The sequence below is a fragment of the Comamonas aquatilis genome (assembly GCF_965139575.1).
GTDB lineage: Bacteria > Pseudomonadota > Gammaproteobacteria > Burkholderiales > Burkholderiaceae_C > Comamonas > Comamonas aquatilis.
In genome coordinates, this window is sequence record NZ_CBCSIW010000004.1 from 203,546 (window position 1) to 227,198 (window position 23,653).

15 protein-coding genes and 1 tRNA gene are annotated in these 23,653 nt (G+C 62.3%); 10 read left to right on the forward strand and 6 right to left on the reverse strand.

Annotated features, from left to right (window positions below; all coding sequences use genetic code 11):
• Nucleotides 1-18: 18 nt before the first annotated feature.
• From ACNAZA_RS07835 to aat, 3 genes are all read right to left on the reverse strand, one after another.
• Nucleotides 19-840, reverse strand: coding sequence for an IclR family transcriptional regulator (locus ACNAZA_RS07835; RefSeq protein WP_415795942.1), 822 nt, complete (start codon nucleotides 838-840; stop codon nucleotides 19-21).
• A gap of 125 nt (nucleotides 841-965) precedes the next feature.
• Nucleotides 966-1,706, reverse strand: coding sequence for an arginyltransferase (locus ACNAZA_RS07840; protein WP_415795943.1), 741 nt, complete (start codon nucleotides 1,704-1,706; stop codon nucleotides 966-968).
• Between the two features lie 30 nt (nucleotides 1,707-1,736).
• A complete protein-coding gene (gene aat, locus ACNAZA_RS07845; RefSeq protein ID WP_415795944.1) occupies nucleotides 1,737-2,483 on the reverse strand; it encodes a leucyl/phenylalanyl-tRNA--protein transferase in 747 nt (248 codons plus the stop codon).
• A gap of 202 nt (nucleotides 2,484-2,685) precedes the next feature.
• On the opposite strand from aat, the gene ACNAZA_RS07850 reads away from it, so the two are divergent.
• Nucleotides 2,686-3,006 carry a hypothetical protein gene (locus ACNAZA_RS07850; RefSeq protein WP_415795945.1) on the forward strand — a complete coding sequence of 107 codons (321 nt, stop codon included), beginning with the start codon at nucleotides 2,686-2,688 and terminating at the stop codon, nucleotides 3,004-3,006.
• A 60-nt stretch (nucleotides 3,007-3,066) separates the two neighbouring features.
• On the opposite strand, the gene ACNAZA_RS07855 is transcribed toward ACNAZA_RS07850, so the two are convergent.
• Nucleotides 3,067-3,142, reverse strand: a tRNA-Asn gene (locus ACNAZA_RS07855).
• 215 nt (nucleotides 3,143-3,357) lie between these two features.
• On the opposite strand from ACNAZA_RS07855, the gene def reads away from it, so the two are divergent.
• Entirely contained in the window at nucleotides 3,358-3,897 is a 540-nt protein-coding gene (gene def, locus ACNAZA_RS07860; protein WP_415795946.1) for a peptide deformylase, read from the forward strand.
• Between the two features lie 451 nt (nucleotides 3,898-4,348).
• The gene (locus ACNAZA_RS07865; protein ID WP_415795947.1) at nucleotides 4,349-5,836 is read left to right on the forward strand and encodes a nucleobase:cation symporter-2 family protein; all 1,488 of its coding nucleotides are present in this window, start codon (nucleotides 4,349-4,351) and stop codon (nucleotides 5,834-5,836) included.
• A gap of 137 nt (nucleotides 5,837-5,973) precedes the next feature.
• On the opposite strand, the gene ACNAZA_RS07870 is transcribed toward ACNAZA_RS07865, so the two are convergent.
• Together ACNAZA_RS07870 and map are read right to left on the reverse strand one after the other, a co-directional pair.
• Nucleotides 5,974-8,610: a [protein-PII] uridylyltransferase gene (locus ACNAZA_RS07870; protein WP_415795948.1), complete on the reverse strand. Its 2,637-nt coding sequence runs from the start codon at nucleotides 8,608-8,610 to the stop codon at nucleotides 5,974-5,976.
• A 174-nt stretch (nucleotides 8,611-8,784) separates the two neighbouring features.
• Nucleotides 8,785-9,597, reverse strand: coding sequence for a type I methionyl aminopeptidase (gene map, locus ACNAZA_RS07875; protein ID WP_415795950.1), 813 nt, complete (start codon nucleotides 9,595-9,597; stop codon nucleotides 8,785-8,787).
• A gap of 174 nt (nucleotides 9,598-9,771) precedes the next feature.
• Between map and purL the strand changes: the two genes are divergently transcribed.
• The 7 genes from purL (at nucleotide 9,772) to ACNAZA_RS07910 (ending at nucleotide 23,579) form a co-directional block, all read left to right on the forward strand.
• Nucleotides 9,772-13,812, forward strand: a complete 4,041-nt coding sequence (purL, locus tag ACNAZA_RS07880) for a phosphoribosylformylglycinamidine synthase (RefSeq protein WP_415795951.1) — start codon at nucleotides 9,772-9,774, stop codon at nucleotides 13,810-13,812.
• A 362-nt stretch (nucleotides 13,813-14,174) separates the two neighbouring features.
• Nucleotides 14,175-15,575, forward strand: a complete 1,401-nt coding sequence (locus ACNAZA_RS07885; RefSeq protein ID WP_462936552.1) for an SWIM zinc finger family protein — start codon at nucleotides 14,175-14,177, stop codon at nucleotides 15,573-15,575.
• Nucleotides 15,572-17,335, forward strand: coding sequence for a DUF5691 domain-containing protein (locus ACNAZA_RS07890; RefSeq protein ID WP_415795953.1), 1,764 nt, complete (start codon nucleotides 15,572-15,574; stop codon nucleotides 17,333-17,335). The genes ACNAZA_RS07885 and ACNAZA_RS07890 overlap by 4 nt, the downstream gene beginning before the upstream one ends.
• 34 nt (nucleotides 17,336-17,369) lie before the next feature.
• The gene (locus tag ACNAZA_RS07895; protein ID WP_415795955.1) at nucleotides 17,370-18,452 is read left to right on the forward strand and encodes an ATP-binding protein; all 1,083 of its coding nucleotides are present in this window, start codon (nucleotides 17,370-17,372) and stop codon (nucleotides 18,450-18,452) included.
• Nucleotides 18,453-18,633: 181 nt separating this feature from the next.
• Nucleotides 18,634-21,207, forward strand: a complete 2,574-nt coding sequence (locus tag ACNAZA_RS07900; RefSeq protein ID WP_415795956.1) for a DUF5682 family protein — start codon at nucleotides 18,634-18,636, stop codon at nucleotides 21,205-21,207.
• A 32-nt stretch (nucleotides 21,208-21,239) separates the two neighbouring features.
• Nucleotides 21,240-22,430 carry a VWA domain-containing protein gene (locus ACNAZA_RS07905; RefSeq protein WP_415796096.1) on the forward strand — a complete coding sequence of 397 codons (1,191 nt, stop codon included), beginning with the start codon at nucleotides 21,240-21,242 and terminating at the stop codon, nucleotides 22,428-22,430.
• A gap of 135 nt (nucleotides 22,431-22,565) precedes the next feature.
• Nucleotides 22,566-23,579, forward strand: coding sequence for a DUF808 domain-containing protein (locus ACNAZA_RS07910; protein WP_415795958.1), 1,014 nt, complete (start codon nucleotides 22,566-22,568; stop codon nucleotides 23,577-23,579).
• Nucleotides 23,580-23,653: the final 74 nt, after the last annotated feature.

The window sequence follows — 23,653 nt, forward strand, 5'->3', positions numbered from 1 at the left end:
TTGCTGTGAGTGGTTTCATCAGGGGTGGCGTACGTAAGCGCCGCTGGTCTGTGCGGCTGGGTGGGTGCCGCTAAAGCCCAGTGACAGGGAAATTTCCTGTACGGTGGCTTGCAGTCTGGGAGCCCAGGCTTCATCCAAGCGGTCTGCTGGCGCGGAGATGGACAGGCCGGCAATCAGCTTGCTCTGGTCGTCATAAATGCCTGCAGCCATACAGCGCACGCCCAGCTCCAGCTCTTCGTTATCGCGGGCTATACCGTATTGGCGCACTTTTTCCAGTTCATGCTCGAGGCTGTTGAGCTGGGTGATGCTGAAATGGGTTTTGCCGGGCAGGCCGGTGCGTGTGGCGTAAGCGCGCACTTGCTGTGAATCATCGGCAGCCAGGAACAGCTTGCCGTTGGAGGTCAGGTGCAGCGGCGCATGGCCGCCAATGGCTCGCACCACCTGCATGCCGGAGCGTTCGCTGTAGGCGCGCTCCACATATACAATCTCATCGCCCTGGCGCACCGAGAGGCTGATGGGCTGCTGGATCTGCTTGTACAGCTGACGCATGGGTGTCAGGGCTACTTCGCGCACATTCAGGCGGGCCTTGACCAGATTGCCCAGCTCCAGAAAACGCATACCCAGGCGGTAACTGCCCGACTCGGGGCGGTCCACAAACCGGCCCATGGCCAGATCATTGAGAATGCGGTGCGTGGTGGAGGGGTGCAGGCCCGTGCGTTCGCTGATCTCCTTCAGAGATACCGCTTCCTCACGCGAGGCCAACACGTCGATCAACGTGAACATGCGTTCCAGAACCTGAACGCTGGGCTTGGCGGAAGTCGACAGATCTTCTTTTTTCATACCGTGGAGATGCATTTCGGAATGAGGCATTCTAGCGGTCCAAACCGCGCGCGACCATGCTATCTCCGTATAGATGCGAGCTCAAAGCAGCGTTGTTTTGCCTTTGTGTGCGGTGAGCGGCAAGTTCAGCGATCCACTCGTTCCCATTTCTCGTGAATGCGCACTTCGTGCGGCAGAAACTTGGCCTTGTAGTTCATCTTGGGGCTTTCGCGAATCCAGTAGCCCAGATACACATAGGGTAGATTCATGGCGCGGGCCTGATCGATCTGCCACAGCACATTGAAGGTGCCGTAGCTGGCATGATCGTCCGGATCGTAAAAGGTATAGACGGCAGACAGGCCGTCTTCCAGCACATCCAGAATCGAGATCATCTTCAGTGCGCCAGTGCTGCCATCTGTGGTCGGTTCGCGAAATTCCAGCAGTCGCGAGTTGACGCGGCTTTGCAGCAGAAACTGGGTGTATTGATCCACGCTGTCATGGTCCATGCCGCCACCGCTATGGCGGTGCTGCTGATAGCGCAGATAAAGCTGGTAATGCTCGTCCGAGTAATGCAGGCGCTGAATGGAGGTGATCAGGTTTCCATGCAGCTTTGTTGCCCGTCGCTGGCTGCGGCTGGGCACAAACTCCTGAACGCGTATGCGCAGGGGCACACAGGCCTGGCAGCCATCGCAATAGGGCCTGTAGGTGAACATGCCGCTACGCCTGAAGCCCAGGCTCACCAGCTCGGAATAAGCAGTGTTCTGAATCAGATGGCTGGGCGTTGCCACTTGGGAGCGGGCCAGTCGCCCCGGCAGATAGCTGCAAGGGTAGGCTGCAGTGGCGTAGAACTGCAGAGCGTGCAGGGGCAGATCATTTGGATGCGTCATGGTCAGGCGGCGGCCAGAGGCTATCCCTGGTCAGGGGCTGTCCGAAAGTAGTTGATCCCAGTATACGGGGGCGAATTTCCACTGCATATCGGGTTGCTCGCGCTGCTCGCTTACCGTCTTCAGAAATTGGGCGCGGGGAATTTCTCTGGCGCCCATGAATGACAGGTGGGCGGTGGCCTGCTGGCAATCGATTTGCGGTGCGCCCTGGGCTCGGCACAGCGCAACCAGTGCCGACAAGGCGATTTTTGAAGCATCCGAGGCCAGGGCAAACATGGATTCGCCAAAGACGGCCCGACCCAGGGCCACGCAATACAGGCCGCCGACCAGTTCTCCGTCGACCCAGGTTTCCACGCTGTGGGCGGCACCTTGCTGGTGCAGCTCCGTGTAGGCATCCACAATGCTTTGCACAATCCAGGTGCCGTTTTGTCCCGCGCGCGGTGTTTGGGCGCAGTGCTGCATCACCGTGGCAAAAGCGCTGTCTATGCGGATTTCGCAGTGTGCGGAGTGGCGGAAGCTCTGCAAGGTTTTGCGCAGGCTGCGGTGTAGGCGAAATTGCTGGGTCGCCAGAACCATGCGCGGATTGGGCGACCACCACAGCACGGGCTGTCCATCGCTGAACCAGGGAAATATGCCTTGACCATAGGCTGCGCGCAGCCTTGAGGCATCCAGTGTGCCGCCCGCAGCCAGCAGGCCGGGAATGGGGTCTTGCTCGCCCCAGGTGCTTTCGACTGGGGGGAAATCTTGTTCCGGCTGCAGCCAGGGAAGTGAGTGAGACATGTACGAAAATGTGCCAATCGATCAATGCGAAGTCAATTTGAACTTTGAGTCATTGTGCGGCTGATCTGAGTAGGTCGGACTCCTACGTGTTGAACTCTTTTCATGGGACAGAGCTTCATGGTCTGCTCGTTTAATCTCAAACCGTGACGGACGGGACGAAGGCAATCCGTGCGCTTCGCCCTCTGGCTAAGGAGGATGAACGATGTTTTTCAGCAGGATCTTTGGTCGAAGCCTTGCCGAGCCGCGTTACATCCGTCGCATGCGAGCCTATCTGCAGGAAGCGCGCATGGCCATGCTCGAGCATTCGATTGCCGCAGAGTACTACCAGTCGTCGGCAGAAATGTATGCCGAGCGTGCTGCTCGTCTGGAAGATGAGCTGATGGCCTGGGAGCGAGGGGAGCAGCATGTCCCTGAATTCATGCACCGCCGTGCGGTGCATGGAGCCGTGACACCCAAGCCGGTGGCTATGGAGCCGGCGCCCAGTCCTTCGGGTGGCTCGGTTGGCATGGTGCGGGCGGCCTGATCTTTGGATGAGATGCCCAAAAGAAAAAAGCCTGTATGCATGCATACAGGCTTTTTAGTTTGGCTCCTCAACCTGGGCTCGAACCAGGGACCTACGGATTAACAGTCCGGCGCTCTACCAACTGAGCTATTGAGGAATGAAGACCTCGATTATAGGCTGGAAAATGAGGCCCTAAAGAAGTTCGTGAGAATTTCCTGCGGAAATGATGAATTTTTTGTGACTCAGGCTGAGGTGATGCTTTTTTGGGCAGCCCGCCTGCAGCATGCGTAGCGCGCTATGCTTTATATATGAGACCTGCTTGCCTGGGGGCGATCAGCGTCAAGCAATTCGCTTCCTGAAGAAATAAAGAACATGACTGTTAGAGCCATCTTGAAAATGGGTGATGCACGTTTGCTGCGCATCGCTGAGCCGGTTACCGAATTTGATAGCGATGCCCTGCATCTGCTGCTCACGGATTTGCTGGACACCATGCATGCCGCGAACGGAGCAGGGCTGGCGGCGCCCCAGATTGGCGTGGATCTGCAAATGGTGGTGTTCGGCTCGGGGCAGGCCAACCCCCGCTATCCCGATGCCCCGGTCGTGCCTCGCACGGTGCTGATCAATCCCGTCATTACGCCGCTGGGCGACGAGGAGCAGCTCGATTGGGAAGGCTGCTTGTCGGTGCCCGGCATGCGTGGCAAGGTGCCGCGCTGGAACCGGATCCGCTATACCGGCTTTGATGTTTATGGCGACCCCATTGATCGGACGGTAGACGGCTTTCATGCGCGTGTGGTGCAGCATGAGTGCGATCACCTTTGGGGCAAGCTGTATCCCATGCGGATGAGGGACTTCAGCCAGTTCGGATTTACCGAGGTGCTTTTTCCCGGGGTCAATGCCGCCGAGGAAGATTGAAATCTCTCGCCGGTCCGGACTCTCTAGAGAGCAGCCAGCGCAGGCTGCTCTATATATAGAGACCGTTTCCTGGAGCCGTGCAACGCGGCTCCTGCGCTTGGCTGGTTCTATGGGAGGACTGCCGTCTTGCGCGCTTCACGGCTGTCCGCGCACCTAACACCATCCACATGGCCTCAATAGCCTGAGCGCGTAGCGAAATCCTTGATTTAGCTAGGTATTTTCCCTTGATTCTCCGTTCCTGTCAGCTCTTTGTATACAAAACTGTAGACAATTTTGACGCGCAATGCACGTACATTGCTAGGCAGCATTGAGGTCATCGGTATGGCGATGGCATCCGCGCGATTTCTTGAAATCGTTCCAGGTGGCCGTGATGCGCGCAGTGTGCACAGCGGGAAGTGGAATAGAGGGCCTTAAGAGCCCTTCAGAGCGTTAGAAGGACAAGGAGACAACGATGAGCGATCACACCGGATCGTCGCAAGGCCAAAGCGTGCCAAGGCCAGAGGACGAAAACCTGGGTGTTGCAGCCAACCTGATGTATGGCTTGCAGCATGTTCTGACCATGTACGGCGGCATCGTCGCCGTGCCGCTGATCGTGGCCGAGGCTGCGGGCATGTCGGCCGCCGATGCCGGTTTGCTGGTCACGGCCTGTCTGTTCATGGGCGGCGTGGCCACCTTGCTGCAGACTCTGGGCCTGCCGTTTTTTGGCTGCCGCCTGCCCCTGGTGCAAGGCGTGTCGTTTGCCGGCGTTGCCACCATGGTGAGCATTTTGCATACCGGTGGCGGTATCAGCGGCGTCCTGGGCGCGGTGATGTATGCCTCGGTGCTGGGGTTGGTCATAGCCCCCGTGTTTTCGCGCATCACCAAATACTTTCCGCCCCTGGTCAACGGCTGCGTGATCACCGTGATCGGCATGTCTTTGATGCCTGTAGCGGCGCATTGGGCCATGGGAGGCAATGCCTCTGCGCCCGATTACGGCAGCATGGGCAACGTAGGCTTGGCAGGACTGTCGCTGTTCATGGTGCTGCTGTTCAGCAAACTCGGCAGCGCCACGCTGTCGCGTCTCTCGATTCTGGTGGCGATTTTGGTGGGCACGGCTGCGGCGGTCATCATGGGCAAGGCCGACTTTTCCCAGGTGTTCAACGGCCCGGTCATGGCCATGCCAGCGCCCCTGCATTTTGGTTGGCCCACTTTCAACATGGCGGCCACCATTTCCATGTTCATCGTGATTTTGGTCATCCTGGTCGAAACCTCTGCTGATGTGCTCGCGGTGGGCGAGATTGTGGGCAGCCCTGTGGACGGTCGCCGCCTCGGTGACGGCCTGCGTGCCGATATGCTCTCCAGCATCGTGGCCCCCATCTTTGGTGGTTTCACCCAGAGCGCTTTTGCCCAGAACGTGGGGCTGGTGGCGGTGACGGGCATCAAGAGCCGCTATGTCGTGGCATTCAGCGGCCTGATCCTGATCGTGTTTGGCGTGCTGCCCATCATGGGCCGCATCGTGGCCTGTGTTCCGCCCTCGGTGCTCGGCGGTGCCGGTCTGGTGTTGTTCGGCACCGTGGCTGCCAGCGGCATCCGTACCCTGGCCAAGGTGGAATACACCAACAACATGAACCTGATCATTGTGGCTACCTCGGTAGGCGCAGGCCTGCTGCCGGTGGTTGCACCCAAGTTCTATGACCAGTTCCCCGAATGGTTTGCCACGATTTTCCACTCCGGTATCAGTGCCACAGCGCTGGTGGCCGTTACCTTGAATCTGGTCTTCAACCACTTCAAGCGGGGCAATTCCGATCAGCCCTCCGTGTTTGAAGCCGGCTATGGCCGTGCCTTGAGCAAGACTGTGCTGGATGCGCTGGCCGACGGCGACCGCGTGGAAGGCGGCAAGGTCTATGACAAGGATGGCAAGGAAGTGCCGATTCTTCCCGTGGCTGCACACGGACACTGAGTTGACGAGAAAGTGCGCGCGGCAGGGTGCAGGCCCTGCCGTGTATTGGGCCGCTATCCTTGATGGGGTAGCGGCTTTTTTTGGATCAAATCAAGGTGCAGCGCTTATTAGTAAAGCGCTTGCTGCTATGAAAATTCTCAGGCGTTGAGGGACAGCGCTTTGAGTAGCTCGGTTTCTATGCGCAGCTGCTGCTGGTTGTCCTGCAGCTCGGCACCTTCGATCAGGAAGGTATCTTCCACGCGCTCGCCCAGGGTGCTGATCTTGGCCAGCTGCACACTCAGCCCGTGCTGGGCCAGGATGCGGGCGATGATGTAGAGCAGACCCGCGCGGTCCGATGCCGAGATGGCCAGCAGCCAGTGCTGGGCTTTTTCGTCGGGGCGCAGCAGCACGCGTGGCGCGAAAGGAAAGCTCTTGACCCGGCGTGAAATGCGCCGGCGCGAAGGCTCGGGCAGCGGCCCGCCGCGTACCAGCGTCTGCGCCAGGTCGCTCTCTATCATGTGCATCAGCTCGCGGTACTGCTCCTGCATGGCCGGGGCAATCACCTGGAAGGTGTCGAGGGCGTAGCCGTTGTGGGCCGTGTGCACGCGGGCATCGAGAATGGAAAAGCCCGCGCGGTCGAAATAGCCGCAGATGCGGGCAAACAGATCGGCCTGGTCTGGCGCATAGACCAGTACCTGCAGGCCTTCGCCGGCCAGCGAGCGGCGGGCACGCACCACGGGCTTGTCCGAGCCCACATGGCGCGAGATATGGCGGGTGTGCCAGGCAATATCGGCTGCCTCGTGGCGCATGAAGTAGCTCACGTCCAGCGTTTCCCAGAGTTTTTTATGCGACTCGAAAGGCTGGGCCGACAGCGCCAGCTGCACCAGGGCCTCGCGCTTGCGGGCTTCAATTTCGGCGGCGGCATCGGGTGCGCGGCCGCCCAGCACGCGCAGCGTCAGGCGGTAGGTGTCCTCCAGCAGCTTGCCCTTCCAGGCGCTCCAGACCTTGGGGCTGGTGCCGCGGATATCGGCCACGGTCAGCAGGTACAGCGCCGTGAGATGGCGTTCATTGCCCACGCGTTCGGCAAAGGCCTTGATGACTTCGGGATCGGACAAGTCCTGTTTTTGTGCCACCTGGCTCATGGTCAGATGCTCGCGCACCAGAAATTCGATCAGCTCGGCATCGGCCTTGGCAATGCCATGGGCGCGGCAAAAACGCTTGACTTCGACGGCGCCGATGACGGAATGGTCGCCACCCCGGCCCTTGCCGATATCGTGAAACAGGGCGGCTACATACAGAATCCAGGGCTTGTCCCAGCCGCCGGCCAGCTGGGAGCAAAACGGATACTCGTGCGCATGTTCGGCCATGAAAAAGCGCCTCACATTGCGCAGCACCATGAGAATGTGCTGATCCACCGTGTAGACGTGAAACAGGTCGTGTTGCATCTGGCCCACGATGCGGCGAAACGGCCAGAGATAGCGGCCCAGCACCGAAGTCTGGTTCATCAGCCGCATGGCATGGGTGATGCCGCGCGGCTGCTGCAAGATCTTCATGAAGGTGGCGCGGTTGACCGGATCGCGCCTGAAGGCCGCATCCATCAGGTCGCGCGTGCCATACAGCGCCCGCAGCGTGCGCGAGGACAGTCCGGTGAAGCCCTCGTTGTGCTCATACATGAGAAAAGTCTCAAGAATGGCATGCGGCTCGCGTTCATACAGATCGTCGCTGGCGACTTCGATGGTGCCGGCCTTCTCGTAAAAGCGCTCGTTCAGGGCAATCGGCTCGTAGGAGCTGGGGTTGAGTCGCTCCTCTATGCTCATGCGCACAATTTGGCACAGCTGGGTCACGGCCTTGGCCGCCCAGTAGTAGTGGCGCATCAGCGTCTCGCTGGCGCGCATGGCCAGCTTTTTGCCTTCGGGCGTGGTGGAGCTATAGCCAAAAGCCTCGGCCACGGTGGTCTGCAAGTCGAACACCAGCCGGTCCTCGTGGCGGCCCGCTACGGCGTGCAGGCGGGCACGGATCAGGCTGAGCAGGGCTTCATTGGCATCGAGCTGCTGCTCTTCGAACGGCGTGATCAGGCCTTTTTCCGCCAGTTCGCGCCAGCTGTTGCCAAAGCCCGCGCCCTTGGCCAGCCACAGCATGGTGTGCAGATCGCGCAGACCGCCGGGCGATTCCTTGCAGTTGGGCTCCAGCGCATAGGGCGTGAAATCATGCTTGGCATGGCGCTGGCGCATCTCCAGCAGCTTGCTCTCCACAAAGGCCTGAGGGTCCAGCTGGGCCCGGTACCGGCTCTGGTAGTCGTCAAAAAGCGCTGCATTGCCGCAGATGCGGCGCGATTCCAGCATGGCGGTCTGCAGCGTCAAATCCTCGGCGGCGTCCTGCAAGCACTCTTCTATGCTGCGCACGCTGGAGCCGATCTCCAGTCCCGCATCCCAGCAACTGCTGATGAATTGCTCCATGCGCTGCGTCAGCGCTTCGTTTCCGCTCTGCTGCAGCTCGGTGGGCAACAGCACCAGCACATCGATATCCGAATAGGGAAACAGCTGGGCACGGCCAAAACCACCGACCGCCACCAGCGCGGCCTGCGCCGGAATATCGGCCCGTTGCCAAAGTTTGCGCAGCAGGCCGTCGGCCAATTCACTGAAATGGTGCAAGACCCCGCGCACGCTGCGCCGGCCCAGCGCGGAGTTCTTGAGCAGTGCAATCTGTCTGGCCTTGTCTTCGCGATAGCGCTCGCGCAGCTGCTCCAGCGAAGGCTCGTCAGGGGAAAGAGTCGGGTGGGAAGCAGGGGAGGTCATGCGCAGCAGGGGATTCGGTTCAACAAGGCATAGGCAGGCAGCGTCTATTGTGCAGGCCAGCGATGCAGTGCTCGCCCATTAGAAACCGTGCCGATGAATTCACCAAAGCCATGCAAAAAACATGCCGCACTCCCTTGGGGAGGTGCGGCATGTGTTCTTGCTTGCAAGCAGGCTTCAGGTGCGGATGGCGGTGATGAAGTCCGGCGGCGTGGGCGAGCCGTCCGACCAGGTCAGCACGTCATAGCCAGTCTTGGTGACGGCCAGCATCAGCTCCCATTGGGCGGTCAGGCTGCGGTCCTTGGTGACCACGGTCCAGCCGTCGGGCATGGCCTTGATGTCGCGCTTGCCCAGATTGAGCATGGGTTCGATGGTGAAGACCATGCCTTCTTCCAGTCGCACGCCTTCGCCGGGGCGGCCGTAGTGCAGCACCTGGGGCTCATCGTGAAACACCTTGCCGATGCCGTGGCCGCAGTACTCGCGCACCACGGACAGGTTGTGGCCTTCGGCATACGTCTGGATGGCATGGCCGACATCGCCCAGGGTGGCGCCGGCCTTGACCTGCTGCACGCCCTTCCACATGGCTTCAAACGTCAGCTGGCACAGGCGCTTGGCGGCAATCGAGGCCTCGCCGATGATGAACATGCGGCTGTTGTCGCCAAACCAGCCGTCGTCGGTGATGATGGTCACGTCCACATTGACGATATCGCCCTTCTTCAAAGGCTTGTCGTTGGGAATGCCGTGGCAGACCACATGGTTGACCGAGGTGCAGACATAGGCCGGGAAAGGCGTCATGCCCGGCGGCTGGTAACCCAGGCAGGCGGTCTTGGTGCCTTGCTGGGCCATGCGTTCGGCGCACAGGTCGTCGATCTGCTGCGTGGTGATGCCGGGCTTGATGTGAGGGGTGATGTAGTCCAGCACATCCGAAGCAAAGCGGCCTGCCACGCGCATGCGCTCGATGTCTTCGGGGGTCTTCAAGGTGATGCTCATGGCCGGAATTATCCCATTGCAGCCTGCAACATGCAGGGCTTGTGGATGTGAGAGCCTGGGGTTAGCCCGAGGGACGGTAAAATGTGAGGCTCACCGATACAGTGCCTTGGCTTTGTCCTCTTCATGAGCAAAGCGGGGGCGCTTTCACCAGCCTTCACATAAACAGGCCGCCAAGTGACCTTGCATCTGACACAGTTTGAGGGTGGAAACGCCCTGAGCTCGTTCCGCGCCCAACAGCTTTTGACCGACCTGGTCGCCATCCACCCCAAAATCACAGGCGTTTGCGCGCGCTTTGTGCATCTGGTGGCTACAGAATCAGCCGACGCTCCTGCGCCCGAGCTGCAAGAGCGCCTCGCGGCGCTCTTGACTTATGGCGACCCCTTTGTCGGCTCGGCGGAAGGTGCGGCTTTCATCGTCACCCCCCGCCTGGGCACGATCTCGCCTTGGGCGTCCAAGGCCACCGACATCGCTCGCAACTGCGGCCTGAACGTGTTCCGCGTGGAGCGCATCACCGAGTACCGCGTCAGCCTCAAGAGCGGCCTGCTGGACAATGTTCTGGGCAACGCCCCCGAGCTGTCGGCCGAGCAAACCGCCCAGATCGCCGCCTTGCTGCATGACCGCATGACGGAATCGGTCTTCGCCACCCGCGCCGAAGCGGAAAAGCTGTTCTCCGCCCTGCAAGCCGCTCCCATGGAGTTTGTGGACGTGCTGGGCGGCGGCGCCGCAGCGCTGGAAAAAGCCAACAAGCAATGGGGTCTGGCGCTGGCGCAAGACGAAATCGAGTACCTGGAAAACGCTTTCAAGGGCTTGAAGCGCAACCCCACCGATGTGGAGCTGATGATGTTCGCCCAGGCGAACTCTGAGCATTGCCGCCACAAGATTTTCAACGCCAACTTCACCATCGATGGCGTGGCCCAGGAAAAATCGCTGTTCGGCATGATCCGCAACACCGAAGCGGTCTCGCCCCAGCACACGGTGGTGGCGTATTCGGACAACGCTTCCATCATGGAAGGCCATCAGGTCGAGCGCTTCATCGCCCGATTTGAAGGCAAATCGACCGCTGGCGAAGAGGGTACAAGCGCTCCTAGCTATCAAAAGCAAAGCGCCATCAACCATGTGCTGATGAAGGTGGAAACGCATAACCACCCCACGGCCATTTCGCCCTTCCCCGGTGCATCGACCGGCAACGGCGGCGAAATCCGTGACGAAGGAGCCACCGGCCGCGGCTCCAAGCCCAAGGCCGGCCTGACCGGCTTTACGGTCTCCAAGCTCTGGGGCAGCGAAGTGGGCAAGCCCGAGCACATTGCCAGCCCGCTGCAGATCATGATCGAAGGCCCGCTGGGTGGCGCGGCCTTCAACAACGAATTCGGCCGTCCCAGCCTGACCGGCTATTTCCGCGAATACGAGCAGCAAGTGGGCGATATCACCCGCGGCTACCACAAGCCCATCATGATCGCCGGCGGTCTGGGCGTGATCGATTCCGAACAGACCCAAAAGATTCTGTTCCCTGCCGGCACGCTGCTGATCCAGCTGGGCGGCCCCGGCATGCGCATCGGCATGGGCGGCGGTGCAGCCAGCTCCATGGCTTCGGGCACCAATGCAGCGGAACTGGACTTCGATTCGGTGCAGCGCGGCAACCCCGAAATTGAACGCCGTGCGCAGGAAGTCATCAACCACTGCTGGCAGCAAGGCGCGGCCAACCCGATTCTGGCGATTCACGATGTGGGTGCCGGCGGTCTGTCCAATGCCTTCCCCGAGCTGACCAACGATGCCGGCCGCGGCGCGCGCTTTGATCTGCGCAAGGTCAACCTCGAAGAGTCGGGCCTGGCACCCAAGGAAATCTGGTCCAACGAATCGCAAGAGCGTTACGTGATGGCCATTGCCCCTGAGTCGCTGGCCCAGTTCACCGCTTTCTGCGAGCGTGAGCGCTGCCCGTTTGCCGTGATCGGTGTCGCCACCGAAGAGCGTCAACTGGTGCTGGAAGATACGGCTGTCGAGTCCGGTGACCAGAAGTTCCCCGTGGACATGCCCATGGAAGTGCTGCTGGGTAAGCCGCCCAAGATGACCAAGGACGTGAGCACCGTGGTGCGCGAGCTGCCCGCCATCGACCTGACCGGCGTGCCGCTGGAAAAGGCCGTGATCGAGGTGCTGGCCCATCCCACCGTGGCTTCCAAGCGTTTCCTGATCACCATCGGCGACCGCGCCGTGGGCGGTCTGACCCACCGCGACCAGATGGTCGGCCCATGGCAAGTGCCTGTGGCCGACGTGGCCGTGACGCTGGCCGACTACCAGGGCTTCAAGGGCGAAGCCATGGCCATGGGCGAGCGCACGCCGCTGGCGGCCATCAACGCGCCGGCTTCCGGCCGCATGGCCGTGGCCGAAGCCATCACCAATATGCTGGCCGCGCCTATCGAGCTGTCCAAGGTCAAGATGTCGGCCAACTGGATGGCCGCTTGCGGCGAAGCCGGTGAAGACGCCGATCTGTACGCCACCGTCAAGGCCGTGGGCATGGAGCTGTGCCCGGCGCTGAACATCTCGATTCCCGTGGGCAAGGACAGCCTGTCCATGCGCACGCAGTGGGCCGAGAACGGCGTGACCAAGAAGGTGACTTCTCCCGTCAGTCTGATCATCACCGGCTTTGCGTCGATTGACGATGTGCGCACCACGCTGACGCCTCAGCTCGACGCCACGGAAGAAGACACCACTCTGGTGCTGATCGACCTGTCGCACGGCAAGATGCGCATGGGCGGCTCCATCATTGGTCAGGTGCTCAATCAGTCCGGCAACGAAACGCCGGATCTGGATCAGCCCAAGGACCTGATCGCCATGGTGGACGCAGTGAATGCACTGCGCGCCAAGGGCCAGATCCTGGCCTACCACGACAAGGGTGACGGCGGTCTGCTGGCCACCGTGGCCGAAATGGCTTTTGCTGGGCATGTGGGCGTGAACTTGAATGTGGACATGCTGATCACCGAAGGCGACGGCATCTCCGACAGCCGCATGGACAGCGGAGAAGGTAAGAACTGGGGCAACCAGGTCTCCGGTCGCCGCGAGGATCTGACGCTGCGCGCACTGTTCAACGAAGAGTTGGGCGCCGTGCTGCAGATCAAGACGGCCGACCGCGCCGAAGTGCTGCAGACCCTGCGTGAGCACGGCCTGGCCACTTGCAGCCATATCGTGGGCAAGACACGCCCCGCATCCTCGCCCGTGGAAATGGGCAAGGGCGAGCTGCAGGTCTGGCGCGATGCCAAGAAGGTGTTTGGCGCCACATTGAGCGATCTGCACCAGGTCTGGGATGCCGTGAGCTGGAAGATTGCCCAGCAGCGCGACAACCCGGTCTGTGCCGACAGCGAGCACGCCGCCGCTGGCGTGGCGAACGACCCCGGCATGCACGTGCAGCTGACCTTCGATCCGCAAGAGAATGTGGCCGCGCCCTTCATCAACGTGGCTGCCAAGCCCCGCGTGGCCGTGCTGCGCGAGCAGGGCGTGAACTCCCATGTGGAAATGGCCTACGCCTTCACCGAAGCCGGCTTTGATGCAGTGGACGTGCACATGACCGATCTGCAGTCGGGCCGTGCACAGCTCAAGAACTTTGCCGGCGTGGTGGCCTGCGGTGGCTTCAGCTACGGCGACACCCTGGGTGCCGGCATTGGCTGGGCGCGCTCCATCACCTTCAACGATCGCCTGTCCGAGCAGTTCCAGGCCTTCTTCGGCCGCGAGGATACCTTCGGTCTGGGCGTGTGCAACGGCTGCCAGATGTTTGCCGAACTGGCCGATATCATTCCCGGTGCCCAGGACTGGCCGCGCTTCACGCAAAACCAGAGCAACCGCTTTGAAGCGCGTCTGTCCATGGTGGAAGTGCTGGAATCGCCCAGCCTGTTCCTGCAAGGCATGGCAGGTTCGCGTCTGCCCATCGCCGTGGCTCACGGTGAGGGCTATGCCAACTTCAAGTTCCGTGGCAACCCGGATCAGGTGATTGGCGCCATGCGCTATGTGGACAACTTCGGTCAGCCTACCGAGCAGTACCCGTTCAACCCCAACGGCTCTGCCGGCGGCTTGACGGCTGTGACCACGGCCGACGGCCGCTTCACGGCCATGATGCCCCACCCCGAGCGCGTATTCCGCAACGTGCAGATGAGCTGGACTTCGGGTGACAAATCCGAATTCAGCCCATGGCTGCGCGTGTGGCGCAACGCGCGCAAGTGGTTGGGTTAAGGGCTGTGCCAAGGGCCGACCTGATGTTTCAGCGGCCTTGAAAAGTTAAAAACTTTCAATAGCAGCCAAAAGCCGGTTGACGTAAGTCAACCGGCTTTTTTCATGCCCGGGATTCTGGTATTTTTTCGTCTGCGCGCCGCATCCAGATGATAGGCTGGTGCAGGTCGCAAAGCAGCCCGTCATTGGCCATCCATGGCGGGGTTCGCCAGCGAGCTGGAAACACAAGCGCAGTCATGGATTTTTGAGAGGAAATTGCCTCAAGCCCATGGTATATAAGCGCATCCAGCTATCAAAATAAATGCAGCAACGGTTTCGGACGGGAGGCATGGGTGTCGCGTGTATTAGCAACGGAAGCAGAGGTTCTGGCCATGTCGCCCGATGCTGCTTCGTCCAAGGCAGCCAAGGGGCTGCAATCCATCAGCAAATGGCCTAGCGTCGGCAGCGATGAAGTCGCGGTCTGGGGCGAATGCCAGGGCAGCGGCAGCAAGCCGTATCAAACCCAGGTCGATCTGAGTGGGCCGGCCTTCAAATGCTCCTGCCCCAGCCGCAAATTTCCCTGCAAGCATGGACTGGCGCTGATGCTGCTGCGTGCTGCCGGTCAAGTGCCAGAGGGCGGCGCAGCGCAGCCCGAGTGGGTCAGCAACTGGCTGGGCGGACGCCAGGACAAGGCCGAGAAAAAAGAAGCAAAGGCAGCGGCCATTGCTGCCGCGCCGCCGCCGGACCCCGAAGTCGCGGCTAGGCAGCAGGCCAAGCGGGAAGACAAGCGCTGGGACAAGATGGCGGCAGGCATGCAGGAGCTGTCGCTGTGGATGCAGGACATGGTCAGCAGCGGTCTGGCCAATCTGGCAGGCGACGCTCAAGCCAGGGTCCAGTGGAGCAATATGGCCGCCCGCATGGTGGATGCCCAGGTGCCGGCCATGTCGGCCCGCATCAAGGAGGCCTGGCAACTGGTGGACAGTCACCCCGGCTGGCCTAGGGATGTGCTGGTGCAGCTGGCGCATTGGCAGTTGCTGGTCGATGCCGTGCAGCGCCGCGAATCCCTGACGGCCGAGGTGAAAGCCGATGTCATGGCCGCTTTGGGCTGGCCCGTGGACAAGGCCGAGGTGCTGGCGCAAGGCCAGGCGGTGGCCGATGAATGGCTGGTGGTGGGCTTGCGCCTGATGGAGCGCGAAGGCCGCCTGATGGAGCGGCGCGTGTGGCTACAGGGTCTGCAAACCGGTCGCATGGCGCTGGTGCTGGACTATGCGCAAGGCGGGCGCGGCTTCGAGACGGCCTGGCTGGCCGGGCGCAGCTACCGCTGCGGCCTGCATTTCTATCCGGGCCAGGCGGCGCAGCGTGCGCTGCTGGCCGGCAGCAATGCGGCGGACTTGGTGGAGCAGGACGGCTTGCCTTTGAGCGCCGCAGTGGCGGCCCAGCCTTTGATGCGGCTGGCTCAGCGGGTGGCCGCCAATCCTTTGCAGCCAGTGCAGCCGCTGTGGTGCGCCAACTCACGTTTGCTGCCGGTGGACGGCCAGTGGCAGCTGGCCTGGCCGCGCGAGAGCAGCACGCAAGAAGAGGGAAATCAGGCCTGGGCACCGGTGCCCGTGGCGATTGCCGACGATGAAGCCTGGCGCCTGCTGGCGCTGACAGGCGGTGAGCCGCTGCAGTTTTTTGGCGAATGGGAAGAAGGGCGCTGGCGCTTGCTCAGTGCCTGGCAAGCGGCCCCTGCCGCGAACGCGGCCGATCTGCAATGCGTCTGGCAAAACCAGGGAGAGGCCGCATGAGCAATGCACAAATCTGGGCTGCGTTGCAGCAATCGGCCATGGTGGGCGCACAGCGCCTGGCCGTACCGGCGGTCTTCACTTCGGCGGTCGATGCCTCGGCACCTGTTTCGCAGCAGTTGCTGCAGTCGGCCCTGGTGGCTCCCGCGAATTCCACGGCCGAGCAAGTCTTGCGCGCCAGTGCCGTGGCTGCGGTCATGGAGCGCGCGGGCTGGGTGCCCGGGGCCGCTGCGGTCTTGCCCGTGCTGAGCGCCGCTCCCGCGGAATCGCGCGCCGCGCCCACTAGTCCACGCTTGCAACAGTTGATGGGCGAGGTGCTTCACGATGGCCCGCAGGATTTGCTGGCTCCCATGTTCCATGCCCTGGATCAGGCTGGCCAGCGTTTGCCGCATGGCTTGCTGGTGGCCGCTTTGGAGCAGGGCCGCCAATCCATAGACATGCGCCAGTGGCTCACGCCGGTGCTGGGTGAGCGCGGCCGCTGGCTGGCCGGCATCAATGCGCAATGGGGTTTTGCCAGCGGGGTACAGGAAACCGCCGATCCGGAGCTGATCTGGCAGGAAGGCTCCATCAACCAGCGTGTGGATTTGCTGACTGCCGAGCGCGAGAGCGATCCGGCCAAGGCACGCCAGCGGCTGGAAGCCAGTTTGAAGGAACTCAATGCCAAGGAGCGTCTGCCCATGGTGCAGGCGCTGGAGACCGGCTTGACCATGGCGGATGAGCCGCTGCTGGAAAAACTGCTGGCCGACCGCAGCAAGGAAGTGCGCGAGACGGCGGCACGGCTGCTGTCCAGCTTGCCGCAAAGCGCACACAGCCAGCGCATCAGCGCTTGGTTGCAGTCCATGCTCAGCCAGGATGCCAAGGGGCAGTGGCAGATCGAGCCGCCCGAGGAAGGCCTCAAGGAATGGGAGCGCGACGGCATTGCGCTGCAGCCGCCGGCCTATATCAAAGGTGTAAAAGCCTGGTGGCTGCAGCAGATGGTGGAGCTGGCGCCGCTGGACTTCTGGCAGCAGCAACTGGGCATGACGCCCGAGCAGCTATGGGAATGGAGCCGCCGCAGCGACTGGAAGACGGCGCTGCGCCAGGGCTGGCTTGCGGCCTTGCGCAGCCAGCATGATGTGCGCTGGATCGATCTGTTGCAGACCATGGACCGCGATGCCAGAGCCGAGTCTTTGTTGCCCGCCTTGCTGGATCAGCTTGACCCGCAGCAGCGCGAGGCGCATTGGCTGCGGCAGCTGCAACAGGCCAAGGGCACGCTGGTTGAGCGCATCAACACCGTTGAAAACGGCATGCCGGAGGTGGGCGAGTTTTCACTGTCCATGTCCGAGCGCTTGATGGACGAGCTGGACAAGGCGCTGGGCGGCAAGCAGGTCACGGGCAGCTGGCATAGCTGGCAGGCCGATCAGGCGGTGCTGGCTTGCGCCCGCAGACTGCATGCCGTCGTGTTGCCGCGTTTTGTGCGCCTGTGGCGTCTGCCTGAACCCGCTGCTGAGCCGCCGGTAGAGGCGCAATCCGAAGCCGCTCAGGCCTCTGAAGCCGCTGTCATACCAAGGCTGACCCAGCTTTGGCGCAAGCTGGTCTCCAAGACCGATGTCGTGGAGCCAGAGGCTGCAGCCATTGATACAGCCGGCAGCACCCTGACGCCAGAGCAGCAAGCCAAGCTCGATCGCGCCCGTCTGCGCCCCTGGGATGACGAGCAGGTGCTGGCGCGGCTGAACCGCATTGTCGATCTGCGCCTGGCCTTGCATGCCGAGCTGCGCAGCTGATCCCTTATTTCTGAATTCAAACCGGAAGCACACCATGAGCCAAGTACTACGTCAGCACGCCGAACAGCAATTTGCCGAGGAACTGGATGCCTTGCAGAAAGTGGATGATCGTCCGCGCCCGCCCAACTGGAAGCTCTCTCCCTGGGCCGTGCTGCAGTATCTGATGGGCGGTAAGCTCAGCAACGGTTTTGAGGTCAGCGCCAAATACATCGGCAGCCCGCGCTTGATGGAGATTGCCGTCTCCACCCTGGCCACCGACCGGGCCTTGCTGCTGTACGGCGTGCCGGGCACGGCCAAATCCTGGGTGTCCGAGCATTTGTCGGCCGCCGTGAGCGGCGACTCGACCATGCTGATCCAGGGCACGGCCGGTACCAGCGAAGAACAGCTGCGCTATGGCTGGAACTACGCCCAGCTGCTGGCCCACGGCCCGTCCGAGAAGGCACTGATTCCCAGCCCTCTGGTCCATGCCATGAAGCTGGGCAAGATCGCCCGCATCGAAGAGCTAACCCGTATTCCTGCCGATGTGCAGGACACACTGATCACCGTGCTGTCTGAAAAAACGCTGCCCGTGCCCGAGCTGTCCAGCGAATTCCAGGCCGTGCAAGGTTTCTCGGTGATTGCCACGGCCAATAACCGCGACAAGGGCGTCAACGAGTTGTCCAGTGCCTTGAAGCGCCGCTTCAACACCGTCATCCTGCCCGTGCCCGCCTCGCAGGAAGAAGAGGTGCAGATCGTCACCAAGCGCGTGGCCGAACAAGGCCGGGCGCTGGCCCTGCCGGCCGAGCCGCCCGCGCTGCAGGAGGTGCGCCGCGTGGTGCAGATATTCCGCGAGCTGCGCAACGGCCAGACCGAAGACGGCAAGACGGTGCGCGTGAAGTCGCCCAGTTCCACCTTGTCGACGGCCGAAGCGATTTCGGTGATCAACAGCGGCATGGCGCTGGCCGGCCACTTTGGCGACGGCGTGCTGCGCGCCGGCGATGTGGCCTCGGGCCTGCTGGGTGCGGTGATCAAGGACCCGGTGCAGGACACGGTGGTCTGGAAGGAGTATCTGGAGACCGTGGTCAAGGAACGTAGCGACTGGAAGGATCTCTACCGCGCCTGCCGCGAGCAACTATGAGGCAGGTGAGCGACTAATACAGCTCTTGATACTTCGTTGCGCAAGCTCGCCGTAGCGCTGCTACTGTCTTCCGGTTCGCCGGCCGCGCTTGCGACGCCTCGTCTCAAACGCCCATCTTCGATGGGCTGAGCTGTCTTAGCCGCTTGAAGCCGGTTTTTTCTCTTCGCAGCTAGACAAGTCCATGGCCACTTCCGCTGATTCCATCCATTTTTTTGGCATACGCCACCACGGGCCGGGCTGCGCGCGCAGCTTGCTGCAGGCGCTGGGCGCTTTGCAGCCCGACTGCATTCTGGTCGAGGGCCCGCCCGAGGGTGAAGCCCTGCTGCCCATGCTGCAAAGCCCCGATCTGCGGCCGCCCGTGGCTATGCTGGTCTATATGCAGGACGAGCCAAGCCATGCGGCTTTCTATCCGTTTGCCGAGTTTTCGCCCGAGTGGCAGGCGCTGCAGTGGGCGGGGCGCAACCAGGTGCCGGTGCGATTTTTTGACCTGCCTCAGACCCATGCTATGGCCTTGGAGGCGGCGCGGCGCGCGGCTTTGAAGCAGGCCCTGGCAGAGCAGGAGGATGACGCAGCTGAAGCTTTGGAAGACCCGGACGCCGCAGAAGAGACGGGAGCTGCGGCCGACAATGCACTTGCCGTGGTCGATGATGCGCCTGAGCTTGAACCGGTGGCCGAGGCGGAGCCGGTCAACCCCATGCCCGGCGATCCGCTGGACTGGCTGGCGCTGGCCGCTGGCTTTGAAGATGGCGAAACCTGGTGGAACCGCATGGTGGAGGAGCGCGGCGACAGCGAAGCGCTGTTCGAAGGCATCAACGAAGCCATGACGGCCGTGCGCGCAGAAGTCGACAAGGACGAGCAGCATTGGCGCGGCGAGGACTACGCCCGGCGGGAAGCACTGCGCGAAGCCTGGATGCGCCAGTGCATGCGCGAGGCGCTCAAGGCCGGCTACCAGCGCATTGCCGTGGTCTGCGGCGCCTGGCATGTGCCGGCGCTGCAGAAAAACGTCACGGCCAAGGCCGATGCGGTCCTGCTCAAGGGCTTTCCCAAGGCCAAGGTGCAAGCCACCTGGGCACCGTGGACTTATCGCAATCTGGCCAGCAGCAGCGGCTATGGTGCGGGCGTCACCTCGCCGGGCTGGTATGAGCATCTGTGGCAGTGCTTTGAGAAAAATCAGGCACCAGCTCAGGATGGTATTGCGCAGCAAGCTACTAAAACCATAGTGCCTGCGGCCACGCTGCGCACAGCAGGCTGGCTCACGCGCGTGGCACATCTGCTGCGCGCCAAGGATCTCGATTGCTCCAGCGCCCACATCATTGAGGCCACGCGCCTGGCCGAGGGTCTGGCCGCCTTGCGTGGTCAGCCCACGCCCGGGCTGGTGGAACTCAACGAAGCCATTGCCACCGTGATCTGCATGGGCGAGAGCGCGCCGCTCAAACTGATTGAGCGGGAGCTGATCGTGGGCGACGTGCTGGGCAGCGTGCCCGCCGATGTGCCCCAGGTGCCGCTGCAGCGCGATATCGAGCAGCAGCAAAAATCCTTGCGCATGAAGCCCGAGGCGGCCAGCAAATTGCTGGCCCTGGATTTGCGAAAGGATAACGATCTGGCGCGTAGCCACTTTCTGCACCGGCTGCGCCTGCTGGGCATTGACTGGGGCGTGCCCAGTCAGGATGCACAGCGCAATCGCGGCACGTTCCGCGAAAGCTGGCAGCTGCAGTGGGAGCCCGAGCTGGCGGTGCGCATCATCGAAGCCAGCGTGCACGGCGCCACCGTGGCCCAGGCGGCCACGACCAAGCTGCGCGCCAGCCTCACGCCCGAGACGGCGTTGCCCGAAATTGCCCAGGCGATTGACGATGCGCTGCTGGCCAATTTACCGGCCCTGGTTCAGGCCCTGATTCACACCCTGGCCGAGCGTGCGGCCACCACCGGCGATGTGGCCCAGCTGCTGCAGGCCTTGCCGCCGCTGGCCAATGTGTACCGCTACGGCAGCGTGCGCCAGACCGATACCGCGCTGCTGGCCACAGTAATCGATTCGCTGGTGCTGCGCGCGGCCATCGGCCTGCCTGTGGCCTGCATGGCCATGGACGAGGACGCTGCTGCGGCCATGAAGACCAAGGTGCTTGCCGCCCACGATGCGCTGCGCCTGCGCGGTGGCGAAGGCGGGGCTGATGCCGACGAGACGCGCCAGGCCTGGCGTGCTGCCCTCAAAAGCCTGGCCATGGGCGATGCGGCCGCCGCCTTGCTGCGCGGCATGGCCTGCCGCTTGCTGCTGGACGAGCATTTGCTGGAAAGCGCCGAAGTGGTGCAGCAGTTCAACCGCAATCTTTCGCTGGGTGCGGCTCCCATGGATGTGGCGGCCTGGCTCGATGGCTTTCTCAATCAGCAAGCCCTGGTGCTGCTGCACGACGAAGCCATCTGGGGTGCTATCGATGCCTGGCTCAGCGATCTGGGCGAGCTGCAGTTTGCGCAGATCCTGCCTTTGGTGCGCCGCAGCTTTGCCAACTTCAGCAAGCACGATCGCCAAAGCCTGGGCGACAAGGCCAAGCGCACGCCCGTAGGTGGCTTGGGTGGCGGTGGCGCGGCCGTGGTGACGCTGCGGCCTGCAGGCGCGGCCGGCGAGCCCCAGCCTTGGGATGAGCAGCGCGCCTTGCTGGCCTTGCCCGTGTTGGGCCAGTTGCTGGGGTTGAATCTGCCACCAGCGCTTGTGGATGCTGCGCAAGATGCTCCTGATTTTAATGTTTCTGCTGCCAGGGCCTGACCATGAATCAAAAGACCAATGCTTTGGCTGCCATGCCGCAAGAAGACGAAGAGCCGGCGCAGGAATCGCTGGAACCTACCACCCGCTTGCAACGCTGGCGCATGGTGCTGGGCAGCCCGGCCGATGCCAGCTGCGGTGGCGTTGGCGGCCGCCTGCAGGAAATGGATCAGGCGCTGGCCGCACTGTATGAGGAAGACAGCAAGCTCTCGTCGCGCAAGGGCGGGCGTGGCAATTCCTCGCCCTCGGTGTCGCGCTGGTTGGGTGATATCCGTAAATACTTTCCCAGCCAGGTGGTGCAGGTCATGCAGCGCGACGCGATGGAACGATTGAATTTGCGCGAGCTGCTGCTGCAGCCCGAGATGCTGGAGAACGTGCAGCCCGATGTGCATCTGGTGGCCGATCTGATCTCGCTGGGCTCGGTGATTCCGCAAAACACCAAGGCCACGGCCCGTCTGGTGGTGCGCAAGGTGGTCGACGAGCTGATGAAAAAGCTGGAAGAACCCATGCGCAGTGCCGTGGCCGGGGCGCTGGACCGCAGCCAGCGCAACCGCCGCCCGCGCCATGCCGAGATTGACTGGAACCGCACCATACGCGCCAATCTGCGCCACTGGCAGCCCGATTACCAGACCATTGTTCCCGAGACGCTGATAGGCTACGGCCGCAAGGCACGCCGCCCGCAGCGCGAAGTGATTTTGTGCATAGACCAAAGCGGCTCCATGGCCAATTCGGTGGTGTATTCCAGCATCTTCGGCGCGGTGATGGCCAGCCTGCCGGCCGTGGCTACCAAGCTGGTGGTGTTCGACACTGCGGTGGTGGATCTGACCGACAAGCTCGACGATCCGGTCGATGTGCTGTTTGGCGTGCAGCTGGGTGGCGGCACCGATATCAACGGCGCCGTCGGCTATTGCCAGAGCCTGATCAGCGAGCCGCGCAACAGCATTCTGGTGCTGATCTCGGACCTGTACGAGGGCGGCGTCGAATCCGGCCTGCTGCGCCGTGCCAACGAGCTGGTCGAGTCCGGCGTGCAGTTCATCACCTTGCTGGCGCTGAGCGACGAGGGTGCTCCGGCCTATGACGCCGAACTGGCCGCCAAGCTGGCCGCCCTGGGCGTGCCTTCGTTTGCCTGCACGCCAGATGCTTTTCCCCAGCTGATGGCGGCCGCCATTCGCCGCGACGATGTGGCGGCCTGGGCGGCAACCCAGGGCTTCAAGACCAGCAAGTAGTCGCCGTCCAAGTCGCAGTCGAGGTCGCTCCGGGCCCAAAGCGCGTGGCCCGTGCAAGGCCTTCCCCAAAATCCAACAGCTGCGCGCCGGGCTTGGCTTCATGATGGCGGCTGATTCAACTTCGGAGATATGTGCATGGCAGTTGCTGGCCTTTTAATGTTGCTCGACGACATTGCAGCCTTGCTTGACGATGTGGCCTTGATGACCAAGACGGCCGCTGGCAAGAGCACGGCCATCCTGGATGATGTGGCGGCCCAGACTAAGGTTGCCATGCAAAAAACCGCCGGCGTGCTGGGCGACGATCTGGCGCTCAACGCCGAGAAGGTCACGGGCGTGAGCGCCAATCGGGAGTTGCCCGTGGTCTGGGCGGTGGCCAAGGGCTCGCTCAAGAACAAAGCCTATCTGGTGCCGGCCGCCATGCTGATCAGCGCTTTTGCGCCCTGGTTGATCATTCCGCTGCTGATGGTCGGCGGTGCTTTTCTGTGCTTTGAAGGCGTGGAAAAAATTCTGGAGCTGTTCCGCAAACGGCAACAGCATGGTGCCAAGCAGGTGGTGGCTGAATCTGTCGAGGCAGCGCAGATCGGCGTGGCACCGTCTTCGGTGCGGGCTGCGCATGAAAAGCAGCTGGACCCGGCGCAGTATGAAAAGGAAAAAATTGCGGGCGCGGTGCGCACCGACTTCATTTTGTCGGCCGAAATCATGGCCATCGCCCTGGGCACGGTGGCCAGCAAGCCGCTGTGGGAGCAGTTCACCGTGCTGGTGGCCGTGGCGCTGGCCATCACCGTGTTTGTCTATGGCCTGGTGGCCGGCATTGTGCGCATGGACGATGTGGGCGGCTGGCTTATGGCCAAGAAAAGTGCGGCCCTGCAAGCGATTGGCCGCGGCACGATTGCGTTCACTCCCTGGTTGATGCGCGGGCTGTCCATTGTGGGCACGGCGGCCATGTTCATGGTGGGCGGCAGCTTGCTGGTGCATGGCATGGCACCGATAGAGCAATGGGTGCAGGCCGTGATCGCTCCCGTGGGCGGAATTGCCGCCGCACTGGGCGCGGTGCTGGTACATGTGCTGGTGGGTGCCGTCATAGGCGCGGCCGTGGTGGTGTGCGTGGAGCTGTGGCACAAGCTGCGCCCGGCCAAGACCGAGCATTAACAATGCATCGCTAACATCGAAGTATCGGCAGCGCTTTGCGCTGTATCAGCAGCTAAAGCGGGCGTAGCCAAAGG